Here is a 19,181-nt window from a genome sequence, read left to right as displayed (position 1 = left end):
GGGCGGCCCGGTGTAGGCTCGACGTGAACGACAGGGGAGCTCCTGGAGGAGCTGAGAGTGCGGACCACCGCAGACCCTCGAACCTGATCCGGTTAGCACCGGTGGAGGAAGTCGGGAATCTCGATCACCTGCTCGTGCGGTCTCCCGCGCTCGCGCGAGCACGGGCCGTGCGGGTCGGTGGACCCCTCCTGAACGTCCTGGGAGGACACATGCAGCGCACGACCGCCCGCACCCGCCGGGCCCGGTCCCTCGTCACCGGCGCGGGGACGACCCTCGCCCTCCTCGCCCTCGCCGCGTGCGGCGGCGGCGACACCGCGGGAGGCGACGACGCGTCGTCGGGCACGGGCGGGACCGTCACCCTCGTGACCCACGACTCCTTCGCCGTGAGCGACGAGGTGCTCGCCGCGTTCGAGGAGGAGAGCGGGCTCACCGTCGAGCAGGTCGCCCCCGGCGACGGCGGCGCGCTCGTCAACCAGCTGATCCTCACGAAGGACTCGCCGCTGGGCGACGTCGTGTTCGGGATCGACAACACGTTCGCGTCCCGCGCGATCGACGAGGGCGTGCTCGCGCCCTACACGCCGGAGGGCCTGTCCGACTCGGCGGCCTCGTACGCCGTCGGCGACGGCGACGAGCTCACGGCGGTCGACCTCGGCGACGTCTGCGTCAACGTCGACCACGCGTGGTTCGCCGACGCCGGGATCCCGGAGCCCGTCTCGCTCGAGGACCTCGCGAAGCCCGAGTACGAGGACCTGCTCGTCGTGACCAACCCGGCGACGTCGTCGCCCGGTCTCGCGTTCCTCCTCGCGACCGTCGGCGCGTTCGGCGAGGACGGCTGGGAGGACTACTGGGCGGAGCTCCGTGCCAACGGCGTGAAGGTCGTCGACGGGTGGTCGGACGCCTACTACGTCGACTTCTCCGGCTCCGAGGGCGCCGGGCCGCGCCCGCTCGTGCTGTCGTACTCGACGTCGCCCGCGTTCACGCTCACCGAGGACGGCTCCGCGTCCACGACCGGCGCGCTGCTCGACACGTGCTTCCGCCAGGTCGAGTACGCGGGCGTGCTCGCGAACGCGAAGAACCCCGAGGGCGCGCAGCAGCTCGTCGACTTCCTCGTGAGCGAGGCGTTCCAGGCCGACGTGCCGGGGCAGATGTACATGTACCCCGCGGACGACTCCGTCGCGCTCCCCGACGGCTGGGCCGAGTTCGCCCCGCTCGCCGCCGAGCCCTTCGAGGTCGCGCCCGAGGACGTGTCGGCGCACCGCGACGAGTGGATCAAGGCATGGACGGCGACGGTCGTCGACTGACGCCCGGTCCCCGAGCGACCACGGCTCTCCCTCGCGAGGTAGAGCCGTGGTCGCGCGAGGTCGAGCCGTGGTGAGGGGCCGGGCGGTCTGGCGGGGTGGCGTCGGCCGCGGGGTGCTGTGGGGGATCGCGGCGGCGGTGCCGCTGCTGTTCCTCGGGGTGTTCTTCGCGTGGCCGGTGATCACGCTCGTGGCGCGCGGGTTCGTCGGGGACGACGGCGGCCTGGACCTGTCCGGGTTCGCGGAGGTCTTCTCCCAGCCGCGGACGTGGCGCATCCTCGGGCTGACGCTGTGGCAGGCCGTGCTCGGCACGGCGTTCTCGCTGCTGCTCGGCGTGCCCGGCGCCTACGTGCTGTACCGGTGCCGGTTCCCCGGGCGGCGGGTCGTGCGCGCGCTCGTCACCGTGCCGTTCGTGCTCCCGACCGTCGTCGTCGGCGTCGCGTTCCGGTCGCTGCTCGTGCAGGGCGGCCCGCTCGGGTTCCTGGGGCTCGACGAGACGTTCGCGGCGATCGTCGTCGCGCTCGTGTTCTTCAACTACTCCGTCGTCGTGCGCACGGTCGGCGGGCTGTGGGAGCACCTCGACCCGCGCGCCGAGCAGGCCGCCCGGGCGCTCGGCGCGACGCCGTGGCGCGCGTTCCGCACCGTGACCCTCCCGGCGCTGACGCCCGCCATCGCGAGCGCTGCGTCGATCGTGTTCCTGTTCTGCGCGACGGCGTTCGGCGTCGTGCTCGTGCTCGGCGGCATCCGCTACGGGACGATCGAGACGGAGATCTGGATCCAGACCACGCAGTTCCTCGACCTGCGCACCGCGGCGGTGCTGTCGGTCGTGCAGCTCGTGGTCGTCGCGGCGGCGCTCACGGTCGCGAACCGCACGCGGGCCCGGCGCGAGCGCGCCCTGAACCTGTCGTCCTCCGCGTCGTCCGCGCACCCGCTGCGCCTGTGGCGCGACGGCCGCCCGACGGGCGACCTCGCGCCCGCGGCGCTCACCGCGGCCGTGGTCGTCGTGCTCGTCGGGCTGCCGCTCGGCACGCTCGTCGTGCGCTCGTTCCGCGTCCCGGGCGGCGGCTGGGGGCTCGACAACTACGCGAACCTCGGCACCACGGGCGGGCGCAACGCGCTGTCCGTCACCGTGTGGGAGGCGGCGGGCAACTCGCTGCGGACGGCGGCGCTCGCGACCGTGCTCGCCGTCGTGATCGGCGGGCTCGTCGCGCTCGTGGTGTCGCGGCGCCCGCGCTCGCGGGGCGGGCGACGGGCGATCTCCGTGCTCGACTCGGTCTTCATGCTGCCGCTCGGGGTCTCCGCCGTGACGGTCGGCTTCGGCTTCCTCCTCACGCTCGACCGGCCGCTCGGCCTCGACGTCGACCTGCGCACGTCCGGCCTGCTCGTGCCGATCGCACAGGCGGTCGTCGCGATCCCGCTCGTCGTGCGGACGATCCTGCCGACGCTGCGTGCGATCGACCCGCGCCTGCGCGAGGCCGCCGCGACGCTCGGCGCCACGCCCGGGCGCGTGTTCCGCACGGTCGACGGCCCGATCGCCGCCCGCTCGCTCGGCCTCGCGGTCGGGTTCGCGTTCGCCGTCTCGCTGGGCGAGTTCGGCGCGACGTCGTTCCTCGCGCGCCCCGACAGCGCGACCCTGCCGGTCGTGATCTTCCGGCTCATCGGGCGCCCGGGGGCCGAGAACTACGGCATGGCGCTCGCGGCGAGCGTCGTGCTCGCGCTGCTCACCGCGACCGTCATGCTGCTCGCCGAGCGGTTGCGCGGCGACCGACCCGGAGGAGAGTTCTGATGGTGCAGACCGAACCCGCCCCGGCGCGCGCGGGCTCGCCGGAGCCGGCACGCCCCGACGCCGCGCCCGACGCGGTACCGGACCCCGTGCCCGGGGAGGACGCCGGGCTCGCGGTGCGCGACGTCGTCGTGCGCTATGGCGGGGGTACGCGCACGGACCCCGGCACGACGGCGGTCGCGGGCGTCACGCTCGACGTCGCGCCCGGCGAGGTGCTCGCCCTGCTCGGGCCGAGCGGCTGCGGCAAGTCGAGCCTGCTGCGCGCCGTCGCGGGGCTCGAGCCCGTCGCCTCGGGGTCGGTGTCCTGGGACGGGCGCGACCTCGCGGGCGTCCCCGTGCACCGCCGTGGGTTCGGGCTCATGTTCCAGGAGGGCCAGCTCTTCCCGCACCGCGACGTCGCGGGCAACGTCGCCTACGGGATCGCGGGGCTGCCCCGCGCCGAGCGTGACGCTCGCGTGGCCGAGCTGCTCGACGTCGTCGGGCTCGCCGGGTACGAGCGGCGCGCGGTCGCGACGCTCAGCGGGGGAGAGCGCCAGCGCGTCGCGCTCGCGCGGTCGCTCGCGCCGCGGCCCCGGCTGCTCCTGCTCGACGAGCCGCTGTCCGCGCTCGACCGCGGGCTGCGCGAGCGTCTCGCGCTCGACCTGCGCGAGGCCCTGCGGGCCACCGGCACGACGGCCGTCTTCGTCACCCACGACCACGACGAGGCGTTCACGGTCGCCGACCGCGTCGCCGTCATGGACGCCGGCCGGCTCCTCCAGGTCGCGCCGCCGGAGGACCTGTGGCGCGCCCCGGCGTCGCGCCGGGTCGCCGAGTTCCTCGGGTACCAGGCGTTCGTCCCGCGTGGTGCCGCGAGCGTGCTCGCGATCGGCCCGCGCGGGCTGCGCCTCGCCCCGGCGACCGGGGACGCCTCGGCGGACGGCACGTGGGACGCGACGGTCGTCGGCAGCGTGTTCCGCCGTGGCGCGGTCGAGGTCACGGTGGACGTCGACCTCCCCGGGACCGGCGGCGGCGCGGCCGCCCGGCTCGTGGCGCTCGCGGCGGGTGCGGCAGGTGACGACGCGGCAGGTCCGGCGCCGGGCGGCCGCGTGCGGGTCGTGGTCGACCCGGCGGGGTGCGCCGTCGTCCCGGCCTGACGGCCGCAGACGGCGCTCACAGACGGTGCTCGCGGGTCGTGCGACGGGCGAGAGAGCCGCAGCCGTCCTAGCGTCGTGTGATGAGCGACGACGTGACGGCGGGGACGCATCCCCCGGAGAAGACCGGCGGCAAGGCCGCGAAGATCCTCTACCGCCCCGTGGGGCTCGCCAGCTCGATCGTGGGCGGGCTGGTCGCGGGCCAGGTGTTCAAGCAGGTGTACAAGCGCGTCACCCCCGGGCACCGCTCGGACGCGCCCAAGCCGCTCGAGTCCGAGTACTCGCTGCGCGAGATCCTCGTCGCGTCGCTGATCCAGGGCGCGATCTTCGCCGCGGTGAAGGCGCTGATCGACCGCGGCGGCGCGCGGGCGTTCGAGCGCTGGACCGGGGAGTGGCCCGGCGACTGACGGTCAGTCCAGGCCGGCGGCGTGGACGAGCAGCGCGACCTGCGTCCGGTTCTCCAGGCCGAGCTTGAGCAGCACGTTCGACACGTGGGCCTTGACCGTCGGGACGCTGAGGAACAGGGCTGCCGCGATCTCCGCGTTCGCCGCGCCGCGGCCCAGCTCGACGGCGACGTCCCGCTCCCGGCCGGTGAGCGTGCCGAGCGCCGCCCGGGCGCGGTCGCGCTCGCCGCCCGCGTCCGCGACCGACGTCATGAGGCGCCGCGCGATCTCCGGAGACAGCACCGGCTCGCCCGCGGCCGCCGCGCGGACCGCCGCCACGATCCGCTCGGGCGGCATGTCCTTGAGCAGGTAGCCGGCCGCCCCGGCGTGCAGGGCCCCGACGACCTCCTCGTCGCTGTCGAACGTCGTGAGCACGACGACGGCGGGTGCTCCCGCCCGCGACCGGACCCGTCGCGTGGCCTCGATCCCGTCGACCCGCGGCATGCGCAGGTCCATGAGCACGACGTCGGTCGGGTGCGCGTCGAGAACGGTCGCGACCTCGGACCCGTCCGCGGCCTCGCCGACCACCTCGATGCCGTGGGCGCCGTCGAGCATGAGCCGCAGCCCCGCGCGGACGAGCGCGTCGTCGTCGACGATCACGAGCCGGGTCCGCGGCGCGTCCCGCGGGACTGCTCCGTCGTCGTGTCGATCGCTCGCACGCGGCCCGTCCCCGCGCCCACCCTGGTCGCTCACGCGTCCCACGGTAGCCGGACATCGAGGACGAACCCGTCGTCCCGCGCCCCGGCGTCGAGGGTCCCGCCGAGCAGGGCGACGCGCTCGCGCAGCCCGACGAGCCCGGTGCCCGTCCCCTCGGCGACGGCCCCGCCGACGGCGCCGCCGACCGCGACGAGGCGCGGACCGGCGTCGGACACCGTGACGCGCACCTCGCCCGCCTGTGCCGCGACGCGCAGGACGACGGGGCTGCCGGGCGCGTGCCGGCGGGCGTTCGTCAGCCCCTCCTGCGCGACGCGGAAGGCCGCGACCTCGACGGTCCGTGGCACGTCCGCCGAGCCCGACCGCTCGTAGGCGACGTCGCCGCCCGCCTCGCGCGCCTCGGCGACGAGGCGGTCGACGTCGTCGAGCGTGGGCTGGGGTGCGGGGGCGCCCTCGACGTCCTCGGGGTCGGCGCGCAGCACCCGGACGACGTCGCGCAGGTCGCCGAGCGCGGCGCTCACCCCGGCCCGGACCAGGCCCGCGGCGCGAGCGAGCTGCGCCGGGTCGGCGTCGGGGCGGTACTCGAGCGCGCCGGCCGTCGCGGCGAGGAGCGAGAGCCGATGGGCGAGGGTGTCGTGCATCTCGCGGGCGATCCGCGTGCGCTCCGCGACCCGTGCCTCGACGACGCGGCGCTCCTGCTCGCGCTCGGCGCGCCGGGCGCGGTCGCGCAGGGACCACATCAGCTGGGCCCGCGCCTGCCAGTACATGCCCCAGCCGAGCAGGGCGGCGTGCACCGCGAGGTCGCACAGGAGCCACCAGCCGAGCGGCAGCGCCTGCGGCCGCCACAGCGCCTGCACGGCGTGGCCGACGAACCCGGCGACTGCGACCGGGACCGCCGTGCGCGCCGGGTACCAGCGCGCGACCTGGAGGGTCGCGACGGTCGAGGCGGGGGTCGCCGCGCCGGAGTACGCCGAGAGCGACGCGAGCACCAGGGCGCCGAGCACGGGGGCGTTACGCGGGGACCGCGACCACAGGAGGGGGAGGGCCGCGAGGGCCAGCACCGCGACGGTGACGTCGATCGCGGGCTGCGCGCCGGCGTCGTCCTGGTCGACGATCCCGGCCGTCGCGAGCACGGTGAGCGCGGCGACGGCGAGCCACGCGACGGCGAACGTCCACCAGGGGACGAGCGGGCGGTTCCCGTCACGGCGGGCGGCGGCCGTCGCGAGGACGGGGCGTCCGGCGAGCGGAGGGCAGTCGGTCGGTGCGGTCATGCTCCGGACGCTAGGGGGCGGCGCGGCGGCCGACCACCGACCAAGGTCGGGGGTCGCCGTCCGCCGGGAGGGTCGGGGACCGACGGCGGTCGGGACGGGCGTCGACGTCCGGCCGGTGCGGCCGAGGCCGCGCCAGCGCGAGCGTGGGGGACGCCGGCACCCCGCCGGCCGCGGCCCCGGCCGCGTGAGCACGCGGCCCTCGTCGCGTGACGAAGGAGAAGTCCCATGCCCACGACGCCGACCACCTCGAACGGCACCTCCGACAGCACTTCGCACGGAACCTCGAACGTCCCCCGCCACCCCGCCTCGTCGGAGTCCGCCGCCCCGGGCGCGCGGCCCGGGACCGAGGTCGTCCCGGCCCGACGGCGCATCCCGCGCTGGTCCGTCCCGCTCGTCGCGGCGGTGGTCGCCGCCGTGGTGCTGCTCGTCGGGACGGCGCTCGGCGTCGACCCGGAGGTACGTACCGCGACCGGGACCCAGACCGTCGGCGTCGTGGCCGCGGTCGTCACGGCGCTCGTCGTCGGGTACGCCGCGTGGGGCGTGCGCGTCCTGCTCGGCCGGCTGTCAGCCCGTCGCCCCCGCCGGGGCGAGCGCGCCTGGCTCGTGACGTGCGCCGTCGTGCTGCTCGTCTCCCTCCTCGGCCCCCTCGGAGCGGTGACCCCCGGGGCGGTGGCGCTCCTCGCCGTCGAGCACCTCGCGGTCGGCGCGACCCTCGCACTGACCCTGCGCCGCTGACCCGCCGCCCGGCAACCCGCCGAACACGACATGGCGGTCGTTATCGCACGGATAACGACCGCCATGTCGTGCTCGACCGCGCGCCGTGCCGTGGTCGAGCGCGCGCGCATCGCGGGTCGGGTCAGAAGCCCGAGTTGCCGCTCCCCCGGTCGAGCGTGAAGCCCATGTCGTTGAGCAAGCCGCCGGAACCCGAACCCGACACCGTGGTGTTCGCGAACGACGCGCTGCCCGTCGCGTGGATCTCGATGCCGTACGTCCCCGACCCGGTGATGCTCACGCGGTCGAGGCTGACCTGCTGGATCGACTTCTGCCACGACACGAGGACGCCCGCGTAGGTGCTGTCGACGATCTCGACGTCCCGGACGACGATCGGGGCGTCGATCGCGTGCACGTCCGCGTAGATCCACAGCGCACCGAGCTCCGCGGGCCAGTTGGGCTCGCGGCTGCCGGTCCGGACGAGGGAGTTGCGCTGGACCGTCGTCGTGCCGCTGAACGGCACCCCGAAGCGCGTGCTGATCGCGATGCCCGCGGCGGCGTTCACCGTGTCCGCCACGACGTTGTCCTCGACCCGGTTGCCCGTCCCGCCGTACACCGCGAGGCCGTTGGCGAGCGCCGGGGCCTGCACGGTGTTGAACGCGAACACGCAGTTCGTCACCGGGCCGCCGTCGGACCACATGGCCAGGCTGTCGTCGCCGGTGTTGCGGAACGTCGACTGCACGACCCGCGAGTTCGACACGTTCGTGCGGAAGTTCACGCCGTCCGCGTAGGTGTCGCGCACGCGCAGCCCGACGGCGAGCACGTCCTTCGACCCCGGCCGCACCCACAGCGCGACCTTGGTGTGCTGGACCCAGACGTTCTGGATCAGCGTGTCGTTCGCGAAGTCGCCCTCGATCGCGGCCTGCGAGTTCGCGTCGTCCCGGACGGTCGCGTCCCCGAAGATCGCGAGGTCGGCGATGGTGACGCCGCCGCCCGTGCCGTAGAAGCCACCCTTCGAGCCGGTGCCCTGGAGCACCGAGTGCCACGGACCGGCGCCGAGCACGGTGACGCCCTGGACCTGGACGGCGTCGTTCACGTGGAACGTCCCCGCCGGGATCCACACGGGGACCCCGGCGCTCTTCGCCGCGACGACGGCGGCCCGGATCGCGGCGGTGTCGTCGCCACCGCCCGACGTCGCGCCGTGCGACGTGATCGACACCGCGCCCGCGGGCGCCGTGAGCGCCGCGGGGACGACCTCCGCCTCGACGAGGTCGACGTCGATGTACGGGACCGTCGCCGTGTCCTTGCGCAGCATGATCACCGTGCCGGCCGGGCGGTCGCCGATCGGGACGCGCAGCTCGTCGTAGTAGCGGTGCGGGCTGCCGAGCGAGAGGTCGTCGTGGAACGGGTACTCGCCGTAGACCCACGCGTGCTTCGAGGTGAGCGTCGCGTCGGTGACCTTGGTGCCGTTCGCGTAGACGCCGAGCGGCGACGTGAGCCCGCCGCCCGCGGGGGCGTCGGGGATCGAGTAGCGCAGCACGAGCCCGCTCGCGGGCTTCGTCAGGGTGATGCTGATGTGCTCGCCCGTCGCGTCGAGCCGCACCGCGCGGCGCCCGCTCGACTCCGCCTGGACGGTCCCGTAGGTGCGCGACGCCGCGAGCGCGGTGCCGTTCGACGAGCCTGCCTCGGCCTCGTACTGGGTGTACGGGGTCGTGGCGCCGCGTGCCGCGAGCGCGGTCTCGCCGGTCGCGACGAGGCTGTCGATCGCGACGTCGGCGCCGGACGTCGTCGCGCGGAGGGCGACGGTGTTGACGCCCGCGCGCAGCGGGACCTGGGCGTTCGCCGTGCGCCACCCGGAACCGGACGACAGGGTGATCGTCCCCTCGGACCGGCCGTTGACGACGAGCCCGAGCGTCCGCGCGGACCCCGAGGTGTTCGCGAAGCGGACGGTGAGCGTCTGCGCGCCGGCCGACGCCGCGGCGAGCGTCCGGACGACGCGCGCGCCGGTGGCCGTGAAACCGGTCGCGTACCCCGTGCCGGCGTAGCCCGCGATCGCGGTCGACGACGTCGCGCCGCCCGCGAGGTAGGCGGACTCCGCCTCTCCCGGTCCGTCGGCGGGCGGCTCCGGTTCCTCGGGGTCCGTCTCCGCCGCCGTCACGGTCAGGCTGTCGAGGTTGGCGTTGCCGTTGTCGGCGGTGCCGTAGGAGTACGAGATCGTGTGGTTCCCGGCGGCGAGGGTCACGCGCGTGGTGACCGTGCCCCACGTCGCCCAGCCCGACGTCGGAGCGAGCGTGACCTGCTGCGTCGCCCCGCCGTCGACCCGCACGGAGAACGTGCGCGGCGAGCCGGTGCCGTTCGCGTAGCCCAGGGCCAGGTCGTACGAACCGGCGGACGGCGTCGCGACGGCGAACGTCACCGTCGCCGAGCCCCGGTTCGCGTCGGTGAAGCCGCCGACGAACCCGCTCCCGGTGTACCCGGCGTGCTCGGTGGACACGACCGCGCCGCCCGCGAGCGCCGCCTGCTCCGCCTCGAACAGCGGCCCCGTCCCGGGCCCAGAGCCGGGCGAGGCCGGCGTCACGTCGAGGTGGTCGAGGTTGACGTTGCCCGAGTCGGACGAGGCGAACCGGTACGCGACGGAATGGCTCCCGGCGGTCAGCTCGACGCTCGTCGAGACCGTGCCCCAGGCGCCCCAGCCCGCCGTCGCGGGGAGCGTCACCTGCTGCGGGGCGCCCCCGTCGAGGACGAGGCTCAGGGTCTTCGGCGCGGTCGTGCCGTTGGCGTAGCGCAGCGTGAGCGTGTGGGTCCCCGCGGTGCTCGCCGTGACGGCGAACGCGGTCGCGGCGGCTCCCTTGTTGCCGTCGGTGTACCCGCCGACGAAGCCGTTGCCGGTGTACCCCGCGTGCTCGGTCGACACGACCGCTCCGCCGGACAGCGTCGCCGTCTCCGCCTCGTAGCGGGTGGTCGCGGCGCTCGCGGGCGCGACGACGGCGCCGACCAGCGTCGCGACGAGCGCGCTCGTCGTCAGCGCGGCGAGCGCACGGGCGAGGTGTCGGGGTGCTCGGCGTCGGCCGCCGTGCCCGGGAGGTGCGGTCGTGCGGGTGGTGCGCGCTCGCGGCGGATGGGGTGCAGCGTGCTCGAGGATGAGACGCACGGGTGTCTGCTTCCTGTCGGGAGCCCGCCCTCGTTGGCGGGCTCGGGGCGACGCAGGCCCTCGGGGAGCATCCGCACCGATGCCGACCGTTGAGGTTTATCGCTAAACCTGCGCCGTGGTCCTGAACCTACCACCGGATTCGACGCCGTGGCCAGTACCGAGCCGTCCGCTCTGGACCGATGAGTTCTGGCGAGCTCCACCGTCGATCCCGACATCGACCCACCATCCCGACCGGAAGGCCAACCATGACCGCGACGCTCGTGTCCACCCTGTTCCTCTCGCTCGACGGCATCGCCGAGATCGACCCGGCGTGGCACTTCCCGTACTTCGACGACAACATGGCGGCCGCCGTCGACGAGGACTACCAGGACGTCGACGCGCTGCTCCTCGGGCGGGTCACGTACGACAGCTTCGCCGGCGCATGGCCCGAGCGGGAGACGGCGGGGGGCGAGGACGCGTCGTTCGCGGCGCGCCTCGGCGACATGCGCAAGATCGTCGCGACGCGCGGCGACCAGGAGCTCGGCTGGCGGCACGTCGAGCGGGTCGACGGCGACCTCGTCGAGGCCGTGCGCGCGCTCAAGGAGGAACCGGGCCTGGGCAAGGTGCTCGTCGCGGGGTCGATCTCGGTCGTCCGCCAGCTCCTTGCCGCCGGGCTGCTCGACGAGCTGCGGCTGCTCGTCCACCCCGTCGCGGCGCGCACGGGCGAGCGGCTCTTCGACGAGGGCGAGCCGTACTACCCGCTCACGCTCCTGCGGTCGGAGACCTACCCGACCGGCGTCGTGCGCCTGGTCTACGCGCCGGCCGAGCCGCCGGCGGAGGTCACCTACGACGACGTCGCGGACAAGGTGCCGTCCGGCGACGCCTGACGCGCGACCGCCACCACGGCGACGTCGTCCTCGCGGCCGGCGTCGTCGAACGCGGCGACGAGGCGGTCGCACAGGACGGCGGGGGCGACGCCCGCGTTCTCGGAGGCGACCCGCGCCAACCGGTCGAGGGCGTCGACGAGCGACCCGCCGCGGCGCTCGACGAGCCCGTCGGTCACGAGCACCAGGAGGTCGCCCGGCCGCAGGACGTCGTGGTGGGCCGGGCGGTCGTCGGGGCTGGCCACCCCGAGGAGCCGCGAACCGGACTTCGCCCGGTCGACGGTGCCGTCGCCACGGACGAGGAACGCGGGCAGGTGCCCGGCGTCGGTGAGCTCCAGCGCACCGGAGGCCGGGTCGAGCACGCACACGCACACCGTGGCGAACTCGGGGTGGTCGTCGCGCAGCGCCGCGTTCAGCAGGTCGAGCGCCGTGGCGGCCTCGTGCCCCTCGCGCAGGTACGCGCGGAGCGTCATGCGCACCTCGGCCATCACGGTCGCGGCGCGCAGCGAGTGGCCCTGCACGTCGCCGATGACCACGGCGACGCGCCCGTCAGGGAGGTCGAAGGCGTCGTAGAAGTCGCCGCCGACGTCGAGGCGTGCGTCCGACGCCTCGTACCGCGCCGCCACCTCCACCCCGCCCCGCACGCGGAGGCCGGCCGGCAGGAACGCGCTCTGGAGCGCGAGGGCGATGCGGTGCTCCTCGGTGAACGTCCGCAGGTTCGCGAGGGCGACCGTCACCGCCTCGGCGAAGCGACCGGCGGCCTCGAGCTCCTCGTCGGCGAGCGGCTCGTCACCGACCTCGATACCGAGCCCGCCGACGAGCGCCCCGGTGCCGTCGACGAGCCAGAAGGTGAACCACGACGAGCGACCGACCCCCGCCTCGGCCAGGAGCGGCCGCCACGGAGAGGGCACCTCGTCCGGCCCGAACAGGGCGGACGTCGCGCCCGTCGGCGGCAGGACCGCCGTCGGCCCCCGACCACGGACGAGCGCGGCGCCCTCCGTCGTGCACACGGAGCGCAGCACGACGCCGGCCTCGGCGACGACCATCGAGACGACCGCACGGCCGAGGACCGCGCACGCGCCGCGCGCCGCGTGGTCGGCGACGGCCTCCGGCGACCGGGCCTCGTGGAGCGGGACGAGCGCGTCCGTGAGCGCCTCGAGCCGCCGCGCCGTGCGGCCCGCGCCGCGCTGCGCGTCCACGCGTCGGCACAGGGCGCTGATGGTCGCCAGGAACTCGTCGCGGTCGAGCGGCTCCGGCAGGTAGGCGTCCGCCCCGCCCTCGAGGCCGGCGGTGCGCGCCGCCGCGTCGACGTCGGTCGCGGACACGTGCAGGACCGGCACGTGGGCCGTCGCCGGGTCCGCCTTGAGCCGGCTGCACACCTCGCGGCCCGGGATGTCCGGGAGGTTGACGTCGAGGACGACCGCGTCGACGTGCGCCGCCGCCTGGGCCAGCGCCTCACTCCCCGTCGCGGCCTCGACGACGTCGAACCCGGCGCGGCGGAGCCAGCTCGCCATGACGTAGCGGTGCGCGTGCGTGTCGTCGACCACCAGCACGGTGCGTTCGGCGCTCATCGGGCGCTCACCTCCCGGCGCAGGGTCGCGACGAGGCGGTCACGGTCGATGCCCGACTTCGCGAGGAACGGTGCGTCACCGATTCCCGCGGGGGCAGGCGCGCTCGACATGAGCACCGTCGCCGTCGCGGGGTAGAGGCCCTGGATCGTCGACCGGAGGGTCAGCCCGTCCGTCCCCGGGAGGCACACGTCGAGGAGCGCGACGTCGGCCGCGCCGTCGTGCAGGAGCGCCAGGGCGTGCGACGCGTCGTGCGCGACGCTGACCCGCGCCGCGTCGTCGCGGAGCATCGAGGAGACGACCGAGGCGTAGGCCCGGTCGTCGTCGACGACGAGCACGTGCCCGAGGCCGCCGTCCGCCTCGTCGGGCTCGGGCCGCGCGTCCTGCGGGACCGCGTCGTCGACGGACAGCGACGGGAGCCGGAGCGTGAACACGCTCCCCTCCCCGGGGCGCGACGTCGCGACGAGCGTCCCCCCGAGCGCCTCGGAGGTCCGGCGCGCGTACGGCAGCCCGAGGCCCGTGCCCCGCACGGTCGGCTGGAGGCGGTTGGGGACCTGGACGAACTCCTCGAACACGGCGTCGAGCTGGTCCGCGGGGATGCCGAGACCGGTGTCGTGGACGTCGAACCGCACGACCTCCCCGTCGGCCTCGGCACGGAGCACGACCTCACCGTGGTCCGTGAACTTCACGGCGTTCGTGAGCAGGTTGCGCAGCACGCGGGACAGCAGCCGGCGGTCGGTGACGAGCACGAGGCCGGTTGCGGCGACGGTCCGCAGCGCGACGCCGGGGCGCACCACGGGAAGAGTCGTCCCGCGCAGCTCGTCGAGCAGCTCCGCCACGTCCACCCGGCTGGGCGCGACGTCCTCGTGCCCGGCCTCGGCGCGCGCGAGGTCGAGCAGCTCGTCGACGAGGGTGAGGAGCGTCGCCGCGCTCTCCCGGAGGAACCCCACCTGCTGGGTCTGCTCGCCGTCGAGGTGGGAGTCGACGAGCAGCGAGGTCAGCCCGAGGATCGAGTTCACGGGCGAGCGGAGCTCGTGGCTCACGTTGCGCAGGAAGCGCGTCTTCGCCTCGTTCGCGGCGGCGAGCTCGCGACCGCGCTCGTCGAGCTCGGCGTAGAGCGCGACGACGCCGGTGTTGGTCTCCTCGAGCTCCGAGGAGAGCTGGTCGTACATCGCGAGGACGCCCCGGTTCGTCTCCTCCAGCTCCACGTTGAGGCGCCGCTGCTCCTCCTGCTGGCGGGTGAGCTCGTCGAGGGTGCGGACCAGCTCCGCGTTCTGGACGCGCAGCTCGTCGACCGCGTCGGCCACGTGCGCGGCCGCGGTAGACCGCCGCACGGCCGCGAGCGTCGCCTCGTCGGTCCGCGCGGTCGCGGGGAGCGACTTGGTGAGCAGGACGCGCGTCCCGGTCGGGTCGACCTCGAGGCCACGGACGAGCCGGCGCGCCGCGGGGATGCCGCCGTCGCTCGAGTCGCCCTCGACGAGGAACGGCGTGCCGGCCACGATCTCGGCGCGCAGCGTCGCCTGGGGAAGACCGGGCAGGACCCCGACGACGACGTCCGCGGTGCCGGAGGCGACGGCGGACCGGCCGATCTCGGACAGCGCGGTCGCGACGCGCACCTGGTCCTGGGTGTCGAGCCCGAGCCGGTGGCAGATCTCCCGGCCTGCCCGGCGCAGCGCGATGACGTCGGAGTCGGAGCGGAGCTGGGTGACGAGCAGCGTCGTGCTCATGCCGCCTCCCGGCCGATCGGGAGCACCGCCACGCACGAGTCGTCCCGGCGCACCGCGTGGTCGCGCAGGACGACGCCCGCGACGACGAGCGGCGAGCGGGTCGCGAGCCCCGGGTAGTCGGCGAGCGACCACCGGGCGGTCAGCCCGTCGCTGTGCAGCACGACGACGTCCCCGGCCTCGACCGGGTAGGTGGTCTCGCGCAGCGGGCGTCCCCGGGTGCCGGCGATGCCGGGATAGCTCACGAGCCCGCGCGCCCGGTCGCCGTGGACGGCCCCGGCGATGTTGCCCAGGCCCGCGTACCGCAGCACACCGCCCCCGGCTGCCTGGGCGACGGCGACGGCGGCGCCGCGCGTGCCGCCGAGCGCCGCGTGCACGCGCTCGAGGAGGGCGACGGCCGACCCGGCCGGCGCGTCGAGGAACGCCCGCACGGCGGCGCCCGACGCCGCGGCGGCGAGCGGGCCGTGCCCCAGGCCGTCGGCGACGAGGAGGCTGGGGACGCCGTCGTCGTGGCGCACCGCGAGCGCGTCCCCGCACACCGACTGGCCCGTCATCGGCCGCGTGACGCCCGTGGGCTCGGCGAGCCCCACCACCGCCCCGTGCGCGGCGAACGTCGCCGCGATGACCGTCCCGCGGCCCGGTGACGTCCACGCGTCCCACGACGACGCGAGCCGCGGCAGCGTGCCCAGGCCGATGCCGAGCGTGCCGCGGCTCGAGACGCCGTCGCGCATGGCGGCGCCGATGTCCCGCATGCCCGGGCCGGAGTCGACCGCGAGCACCTCGAGCGCGGTGTCGTCGCCGGTGCGTCGCACGCGGACCAGCATCGAGCCGGACCCGGCGTGGCGGCACTGGTTGGTCGCGAGCTCTGAGACGACGAGCCCGATCTCGGCCGCGCGGTCGTCGTCGAGGCCGAGGCTCCGGGCCACGGTGCTCGCGCCGCGGCGCACGCTCCCGACCGCCGACGGGTGGTCGACGGTGTACCAGGTGCCGTCCTCGACGACGCTGCGGCGCTCGTCGGGACGGTCGGGGGCGGGGATCATCGGGACCAGGTCGCGATCTCGACGCGGGTGCCCGCGCCCGGTGCCGTGTCGATCGCGAAGTGCTGGACGAGCCGGCGCGAGCCCGACAGACCCAGGCCGAGCCCGCTCCCGCTGGTCCAGCCGTCCGTGAGCGCGAGGTCGAGGTCCGGGATGCCCGGGCCTTCGTCCGAGAAGACGGCGCGCACGCCGGTCCGCGCACCCTCGGTGACGAGCTGGACCTCGGCCTCGCCGCCCCCGCCGTAGACGAGCGTGTTGCGCGCGAGCTCGCTGGCCGCGGTGACGAGCTTGGTCTGGTCGACGAGCGACAGGCGTGCCTGCTGCGCGAGCGTGCGGACGAGCTGGCGGACCCGGACGACGTCGGAGTCGGTGCGCACGGGCACGCGCTCGGCCGTCGCGGCCGGCGGGGTCGTCGTCGTCATCTCTCCTCGCGCTCGGCGGCGGCGAGGAGCACGTCCTCGGCGGACCGCTCCTCGGGCGCGAGGAGCGCGAGGCCGCGCTCGACGTCGAGAGCCGTGCGGACGTCGCCGAGCGACAGCCCGAGCTCGACCATGGTGATCGCGACGGCGGGGCGCATCCCGACGACGACGGTCGTCGCGTCGAGCACGTGGGAGATGCCCGCGACGGACGCGAGCATGCGCCCGATGAAGGAGTCGACGATCTCCAGCCCGGAGATGTCGATGATCACGCCCCGCGCTCCGGTGTCCGTGATCCGCTGGGCGAGGTCCTCCTGGAGCCGCAGGGCGGTGTCGTCCTGGAGATCGACCTGGATCGAGACGAGGAGCGTGGAGCCGATCTTGAGGATGGGGACGGCGTCGGTCATGCCGGGAGCCCGGTCCGCCGGGTGTCGCGGCCGGCGCGCAGCGCGTCCACGAGCGCGTCCGCGAGGCTCGCGCGCGTGCGGATGTCGCCGAACTCGATGCCGAGCGCGACGATCGTCTGGGCGATCTGCGGGCGGATGCCGCTGATCGTGCACTCGGCGCCCATGAGGCGTGCGGCGACGACCGTCTTGAGCAGGTGCTGCGCGACCTGGGTGTCCACCGCGGGGACACCCGTGATGTCGATGATCGCGTGCTCGCTGCCCGTGTCGACGAGCGTGTTGAGCAGCTTCTCCATGACGACCTGCGTGCGCGCCGAGTCGAGCGTGCCGACGAGCGGCACCGCGACGATGCCCTCCCAGAGCTTCACGACGGGCGTCGAGAGCTCGAGGAGCTGCTCGGCCTGCTCGGCGATGATCGCCTCGCGCGCCGCGGCGAACGTCTCGAACGTGAAGAGGCCGAGCTGGTCGACCAGGCGCAGGAGCGGGGTGACGTCGGTGTCGGCGTCCGTCGCCGCGGCGAGCCGGTACAGGCCCTCCTTGAGCGCGAACACGCCGATCGCCGTCTCGCGCGGGGTGAACCCGAGGCGGGCGCGCGCGGAGGAGACGTCGGCGAGGATGCCGCGGAGCTGGTCGAACGCGGCGTCGGACAGGCTGACGCCGCCCGAGCGCAGGCCGTCGAGGAGCGCGTCGAGGATCTCGCCCTGCTCCCGCTCGAGCTCGCCGCGCGAGGTGCGGCCGTGCAGCTCGTGCGCGGCGGCCTCGAGCCAGGCGCTGCGCACGTCGTCGGCGTGCTCCGTCAGGAGGTGGGCAAGGGTCTCGGGTGTGGCGGCGTCGGCCATCGGTGTCCTTCCGGGTTGAACGACGCCGAACGGGCTCGCGGCTGTCGCGCCGTCAGTGTACGCAGGGCGCGCGCACACGCAGCACGGCCGGAGGTCCGTCGTCCCGTGGACGACGGACCTCCGGCCGTGCTCGACGGGAGGCGGGTCAGCTGCGCAGGTCGAGGTACCGGTCGATGAGGGCCGCGGTGGACGGGTCCTGCGCCGCGAGGGCGTCCTCGTCGCCCGCGACGGCCGGCGCGATCTCGAGCGCGAGCTTCTTGCCGAGCTCGACGCCCCACTGGTCGAAGCTGTCGATGCCCCACACGACGCCCTGGACGAACGTGATGTGCTCGTAGAGCGCGATGAGCTGGCCCAGGACCGACGGCGTGAGCGCGGGGGCGAGGATCGACGTCGTCGGGCGGTTGCCCGGGAAGGTGCGGGCGCTCACGAGCTCCTCCGCCGTCCCCTCCGCGCGGACCTCGTCCGCCGTCTTGCCGAAGGCGAGCGCCTTGGTCTGCGCGAAGAAGTTCGCGAGGAACAGCCCGTGGACGTCCGCGCCGGGCTGGACCGCGCCGCCGTCGCCGACGTCGTCCGTGAGCGGGTGCGCCGGGTTCGCGACCGCGATGAAGTCCGCCGGGATGAGGCGCGTGCCCTGGTGGATGAGCTGGTAGAACGCGTGCTGGCCGTTGGTGCCGGGCTCGCCCCAGAAGATCTCGCCCGTCTCGGTCGTCACGGGTGAGCCGTCCCAGCGCACGCGCTTGCCGTTGGACTCCATGGTGAGCTGCTGGAGGTAGGCCGGGAAGCGGTGCAGGTACTGCGCGTAGGGGAGCACCGCGTGCGTGTGGGCGTCGAGGAAGTTGACGTACCAGACGTTGAGCAGGCCCATGAGGACGGGCACGTTGCGCTCGAACGGCGTGCGGCGCACGTGCTCGTCGATCGCGTGGAAGCCCGCGAGCAGCTCGGCGAAGCGGTCCGGGCCGATCGCGATCGCGAGAGACGTGCCGATCGCGGAGTCGACCGAGTAGCGCCCGCCGACCCAGTCCCAGAACCCGAACGCGTTGGCCGGGTCGATGCCGAACGCGGCGACCTTGTCGAGCGCGGTCGAGACGGCCACGAAGTGCTGCGCGACGGCGGCCTGGCGAGCCTCGTCCGTGTCGTCGAGAGCGCCGACCGCGGCGAGCTCCGTCCACAGCCAGTCGCGCGCGAGGCGCGCGTTCGTCAGGGTCTCGAGCGTGCCGAAGGTCTTGGACGCGACGATGAAGAGGGTCGTGCGCGGGTCGAGGCCCGCGGTCTTCTCCGCGACGTCCGTCGGGTCGATGTTCGAGACGAACCGGACCTCGATGTCCTGGTGCTTGTACGGCAGCAGCGCCTCGTACGCCATGACGGGGCCCAGGTCGGAGCCGCCGATGCCGATGTTCACGACCGTGCGCACGCGCTCGCCCGTGACGCCCGTCCACTCGCCCGAGCGGACCTTGTCCGCGAACGCGTAGACCTTCGCGAGCTCGGCGTGCACGTCCGCGTCGACGTCCTGCCCGTCGACGACGAGGTGCTCGTCGTCACCCAGCGGGGTCGGCCGGCGCAGGGCCGTGTGCAGGACGGCGCGGTCCTCGGTGACGTTGATGTGCTCGCCCGTGAACATCGCCTCGAGGCGGTCGTCGAGGCGGACCTCCTCGGCGAGGCGCACGAGCAGCTCGAGCGTCTCCTCCGTGACGAGGTTCTTCGACAGGTCGACCGTGAGGTCGGCGGCCTGGTGCGTGAGGCGGCGCGCGCGGTCCGGGTCGGCCGCGAACCAGGTGCGCAGGTCCGGCTCCACGGTGTCGCGGTGCACGGTCAGCGCGGTCCAGGACGGCGTGGTGGTGGGGTCGATCGGCGGCGGCACGGGCTGCGAGGTCATGACCACCAAACTACTG

Annotated in this window: 16 protein-coding genes and 1 riboswitch; of the genes, 6 read left to right on the top strand and 10 right to left on the bottom strand. The window is 74.9% G+C overall.

Annotated features, from left to right (window positions below; translation table 11 throughout):
* Positions 1–22 precede the first annotated feature (22 nt).
* A riboswitch (TPP riboswitch) is annotated at positions 23–127 on the top strand.
* A gap of 82 nt (positions 128–209) precedes the next feature.
* The 4 genes from A0J59_RS07405 (at position 210) to A0J59_RS07390 (ending at position 4,618) form a co-directional block, all read left to right on the top strand.
* Positions 210–1,301, top strand: a complete 1,092-nt coding sequence (locus A0J59_RS07405; RefSeq protein ID WP_064315703.1) for a thiamine ABC transporter substrate binding subunit — start codon at positions 210–212, stop codon at positions 1,299–1,301.
* A 67-nt stretch (positions 1,302–1,368) separates the two neighbouring features.
* Positions 1,369–3,084, top strand: a complete 1,716-nt coding sequence (locus A0J59_RS07400) for an iron ABC transporter permease (RefSeq protein ID WP_064315702.1) — start codon at positions 1,369–1,371, stop codon at positions 3,082–3,084.
* On the top strand, positions 3,084–4,214 hold the full coding sequence (locus A0J59_RS07395; protein WP_082918824.1) for an ABC transporter ATP-binding protein: 1,131 nt from the start codon (positions 3,084–3,086) through the stop codon (positions 4,212–4,214). Before A0J59_RS07400 ends, A0J59_RS07395 begins: the two co-directional genes overlap by 1 nt.
* A gap of 80 nt (positions 4,215–4,294) precedes the next feature.
* Complete coding sequence (locus A0J59_RS07390; protein WP_047233654.1) at positions 4,295–4,618, top strand: DUF4235 domain-containing protein; 324 nt, start codon at positions 4,295–4,297, stop codon at positions 4,616–4,618.
* A gap of 3 nt (positions 4,619–4,621) precedes the next feature.
* Here A0J59_RS07390 and A0J59_RS07385 read toward each other — a convergent pair whose 3' ends face one another.
* Both A0J59_RS07385 and A0J59_RS07380 read right to left on the bottom strand, forming a co-directional pair.
* Complete coding sequence (locus A0J59_RS07385; RefSeq protein ID WP_047233683.1) at positions 4,622–5,254, bottom strand: response regulator transcription factor; 633 nt, start codon at positions 5,252–5,254, stop codon at positions 4,622–4,624.
* Between the two features lie 89 nt (positions 5,255–5,343).
* Positions 5,344–6,579, bottom strand: coding sequence for a sensor histidine kinase (locus tag A0J59_RS07380; protein ID WP_082918823.1), 1,236 nt, complete (start codon positions 6,577–6,579; stop codon positions 5,344–5,346).
* A gap of 225 nt (positions 6,580–6,804) precedes the next feature.
* Here A0J59_RS07380 and A0J59_RS07375 point away from each other — a divergent pair, with 225 nt between their 5' ends.
* The gene (locus A0J59_RS07375; protein ID WP_082918822.1) at positions 6,805–7,314 is read left to right on the top strand and encodes a DUF6069 family protein; all 510 of its coding nucleotides are present in this window, start codon (positions 6,805–6,807) and stop codon (positions 7,312–7,314) included.
* A 121-nt stretch (positions 7,315–7,435) separates the two neighbouring features.
* Here the strand turns inward: A0J59_RS07375 and A0J59_RS07370 are convergent, their stop codons facing one another.
* On the bottom strand, positions 7,436–10,441 hold the full coding sequence (locus tag A0J59_RS07370; RefSeq protein WP_082918821.1) for a CBM35 domain-containing protein: 3,006 nt from the start codon (positions 10,439–10,441) through the stop codon (positions 7,436–7,438).
* A 245-nt stretch (positions 10,442–10,686) separates the two neighbouring features.
* Between A0J59_RS07370 and A0J59_RS07365 the strand changes: the two genes are divergently transcribed.
* The gene (locus A0J59_RS07365; protein WP_047233653.1) at positions 10,687–11,307 is read left to right on the top strand and encodes a dihydrofolate reductase family protein; all 621 of its coding nucleotides are present in this window, start codon (positions 10,687–10,689) and stop codon (positions 11,305–11,307) included.
* Here A0J59_RS07365 and A0J59_RS07360 read toward each other — a convergent pair.
* The 7 genes from A0J59_RS07360 to pgi form a co-directional block, all read right to left on the bottom strand.
* Complete coding sequence (locus tag A0J59_RS07360) at positions 11,265–12,875, bottom strand: fused response regulator/phosphatase (protein WP_064315701.1); 1,611 nt, start codon at positions 12,873–12,875, stop codon at positions 11,265–11,267. The genes A0J59_RS07365 and A0J59_RS07360 overlap by 43 nt on opposite strands.
* Complete coding sequence (locus A0J59_RS07355; RefSeq protein WP_064315700.1) at positions 12,872–14,599, bottom strand: ATP-binding protein; 1,728 nt, start codon at positions 14,597–14,599, stop codon at positions 12,872–12,874. Before A0J59_RS07355 ends, A0J59_RS07360 begins: the two co-directional genes overlap by 4 nt.
* Positions 14,596–15,636: an anti-sigma regulatory factor gene (locus A0J59_RS22620; protein WP_047233650.1), complete on the bottom strand. Its 1,041-nt coding sequence runs from the start codon at positions 15,634–15,636 to the stop codon at positions 14,596–14,598. Before A0J59_RS22620 ends, A0J59_RS07355 begins: the two co-directional genes overlap by 4 nt.
* A complete protein-coding gene (locus A0J59_RS07345) occupies positions 15,633–16,055 on the bottom strand; it encodes an ATP-binding protein (RefSeq protein WP_047233649.1) in 423 nt (140 codons plus the stop codon). The genes A0J59_RS22620 and A0J59_RS07345 overlap by 4 nt, the downstream gene beginning before the upstream one ends.
* Positions 16,052–16,456: an STAS domain-containing protein gene (locus A0J59_RS07340; RefSeq protein WP_047233648.1), complete on the bottom strand. Its 405-nt coding sequence runs from the start codon at positions 16,454–16,456 to the stop codon at positions 16,052–16,054. The genes A0J59_RS07345 and A0J59_RS07340 overlap by 4 nt, the downstream gene beginning before the upstream one ends.
* On the bottom strand, positions 16,453–17,292 hold the full coding sequence (locus A0J59_RS07335) for an STAS domain-containing protein (protein WP_064315699.1): 840 nt from the start codon (positions 17,290–17,292) through the stop codon (positions 16,453–16,455). Before A0J59_RS07335 ends, A0J59_RS07340 begins: the two co-directional genes overlap by 4 nt.
* Before the next feature lie 145 nt (positions 17,293–17,437).
* Positions 17,438–19,165, bottom strand: a complete 1,728-nt coding sequence (gene pgi / locus A0J59_RS07330; protein ID WP_047233646.1) for a glucose-6-phosphate isomerase — start codon at positions 19,163–19,165, stop codon at positions 17,438–17,440.
* Between the last annotated feature and the right edge of the window lie 16 nt (positions 19,166–19,181).

The organism is Cellulosimicrobium sp. I38E, from assembly GCF_001647255.1.
GTDB lineage: Bacteria > Actinomycetota > Actinomycetes > Actinomycetales > Cellulomonadaceae > Cellulosimicrobium > Cellulosimicrobium cellulans_E.
This window is presented reverse-complemented; position numbering and strand designations above follow the sequence as displayed.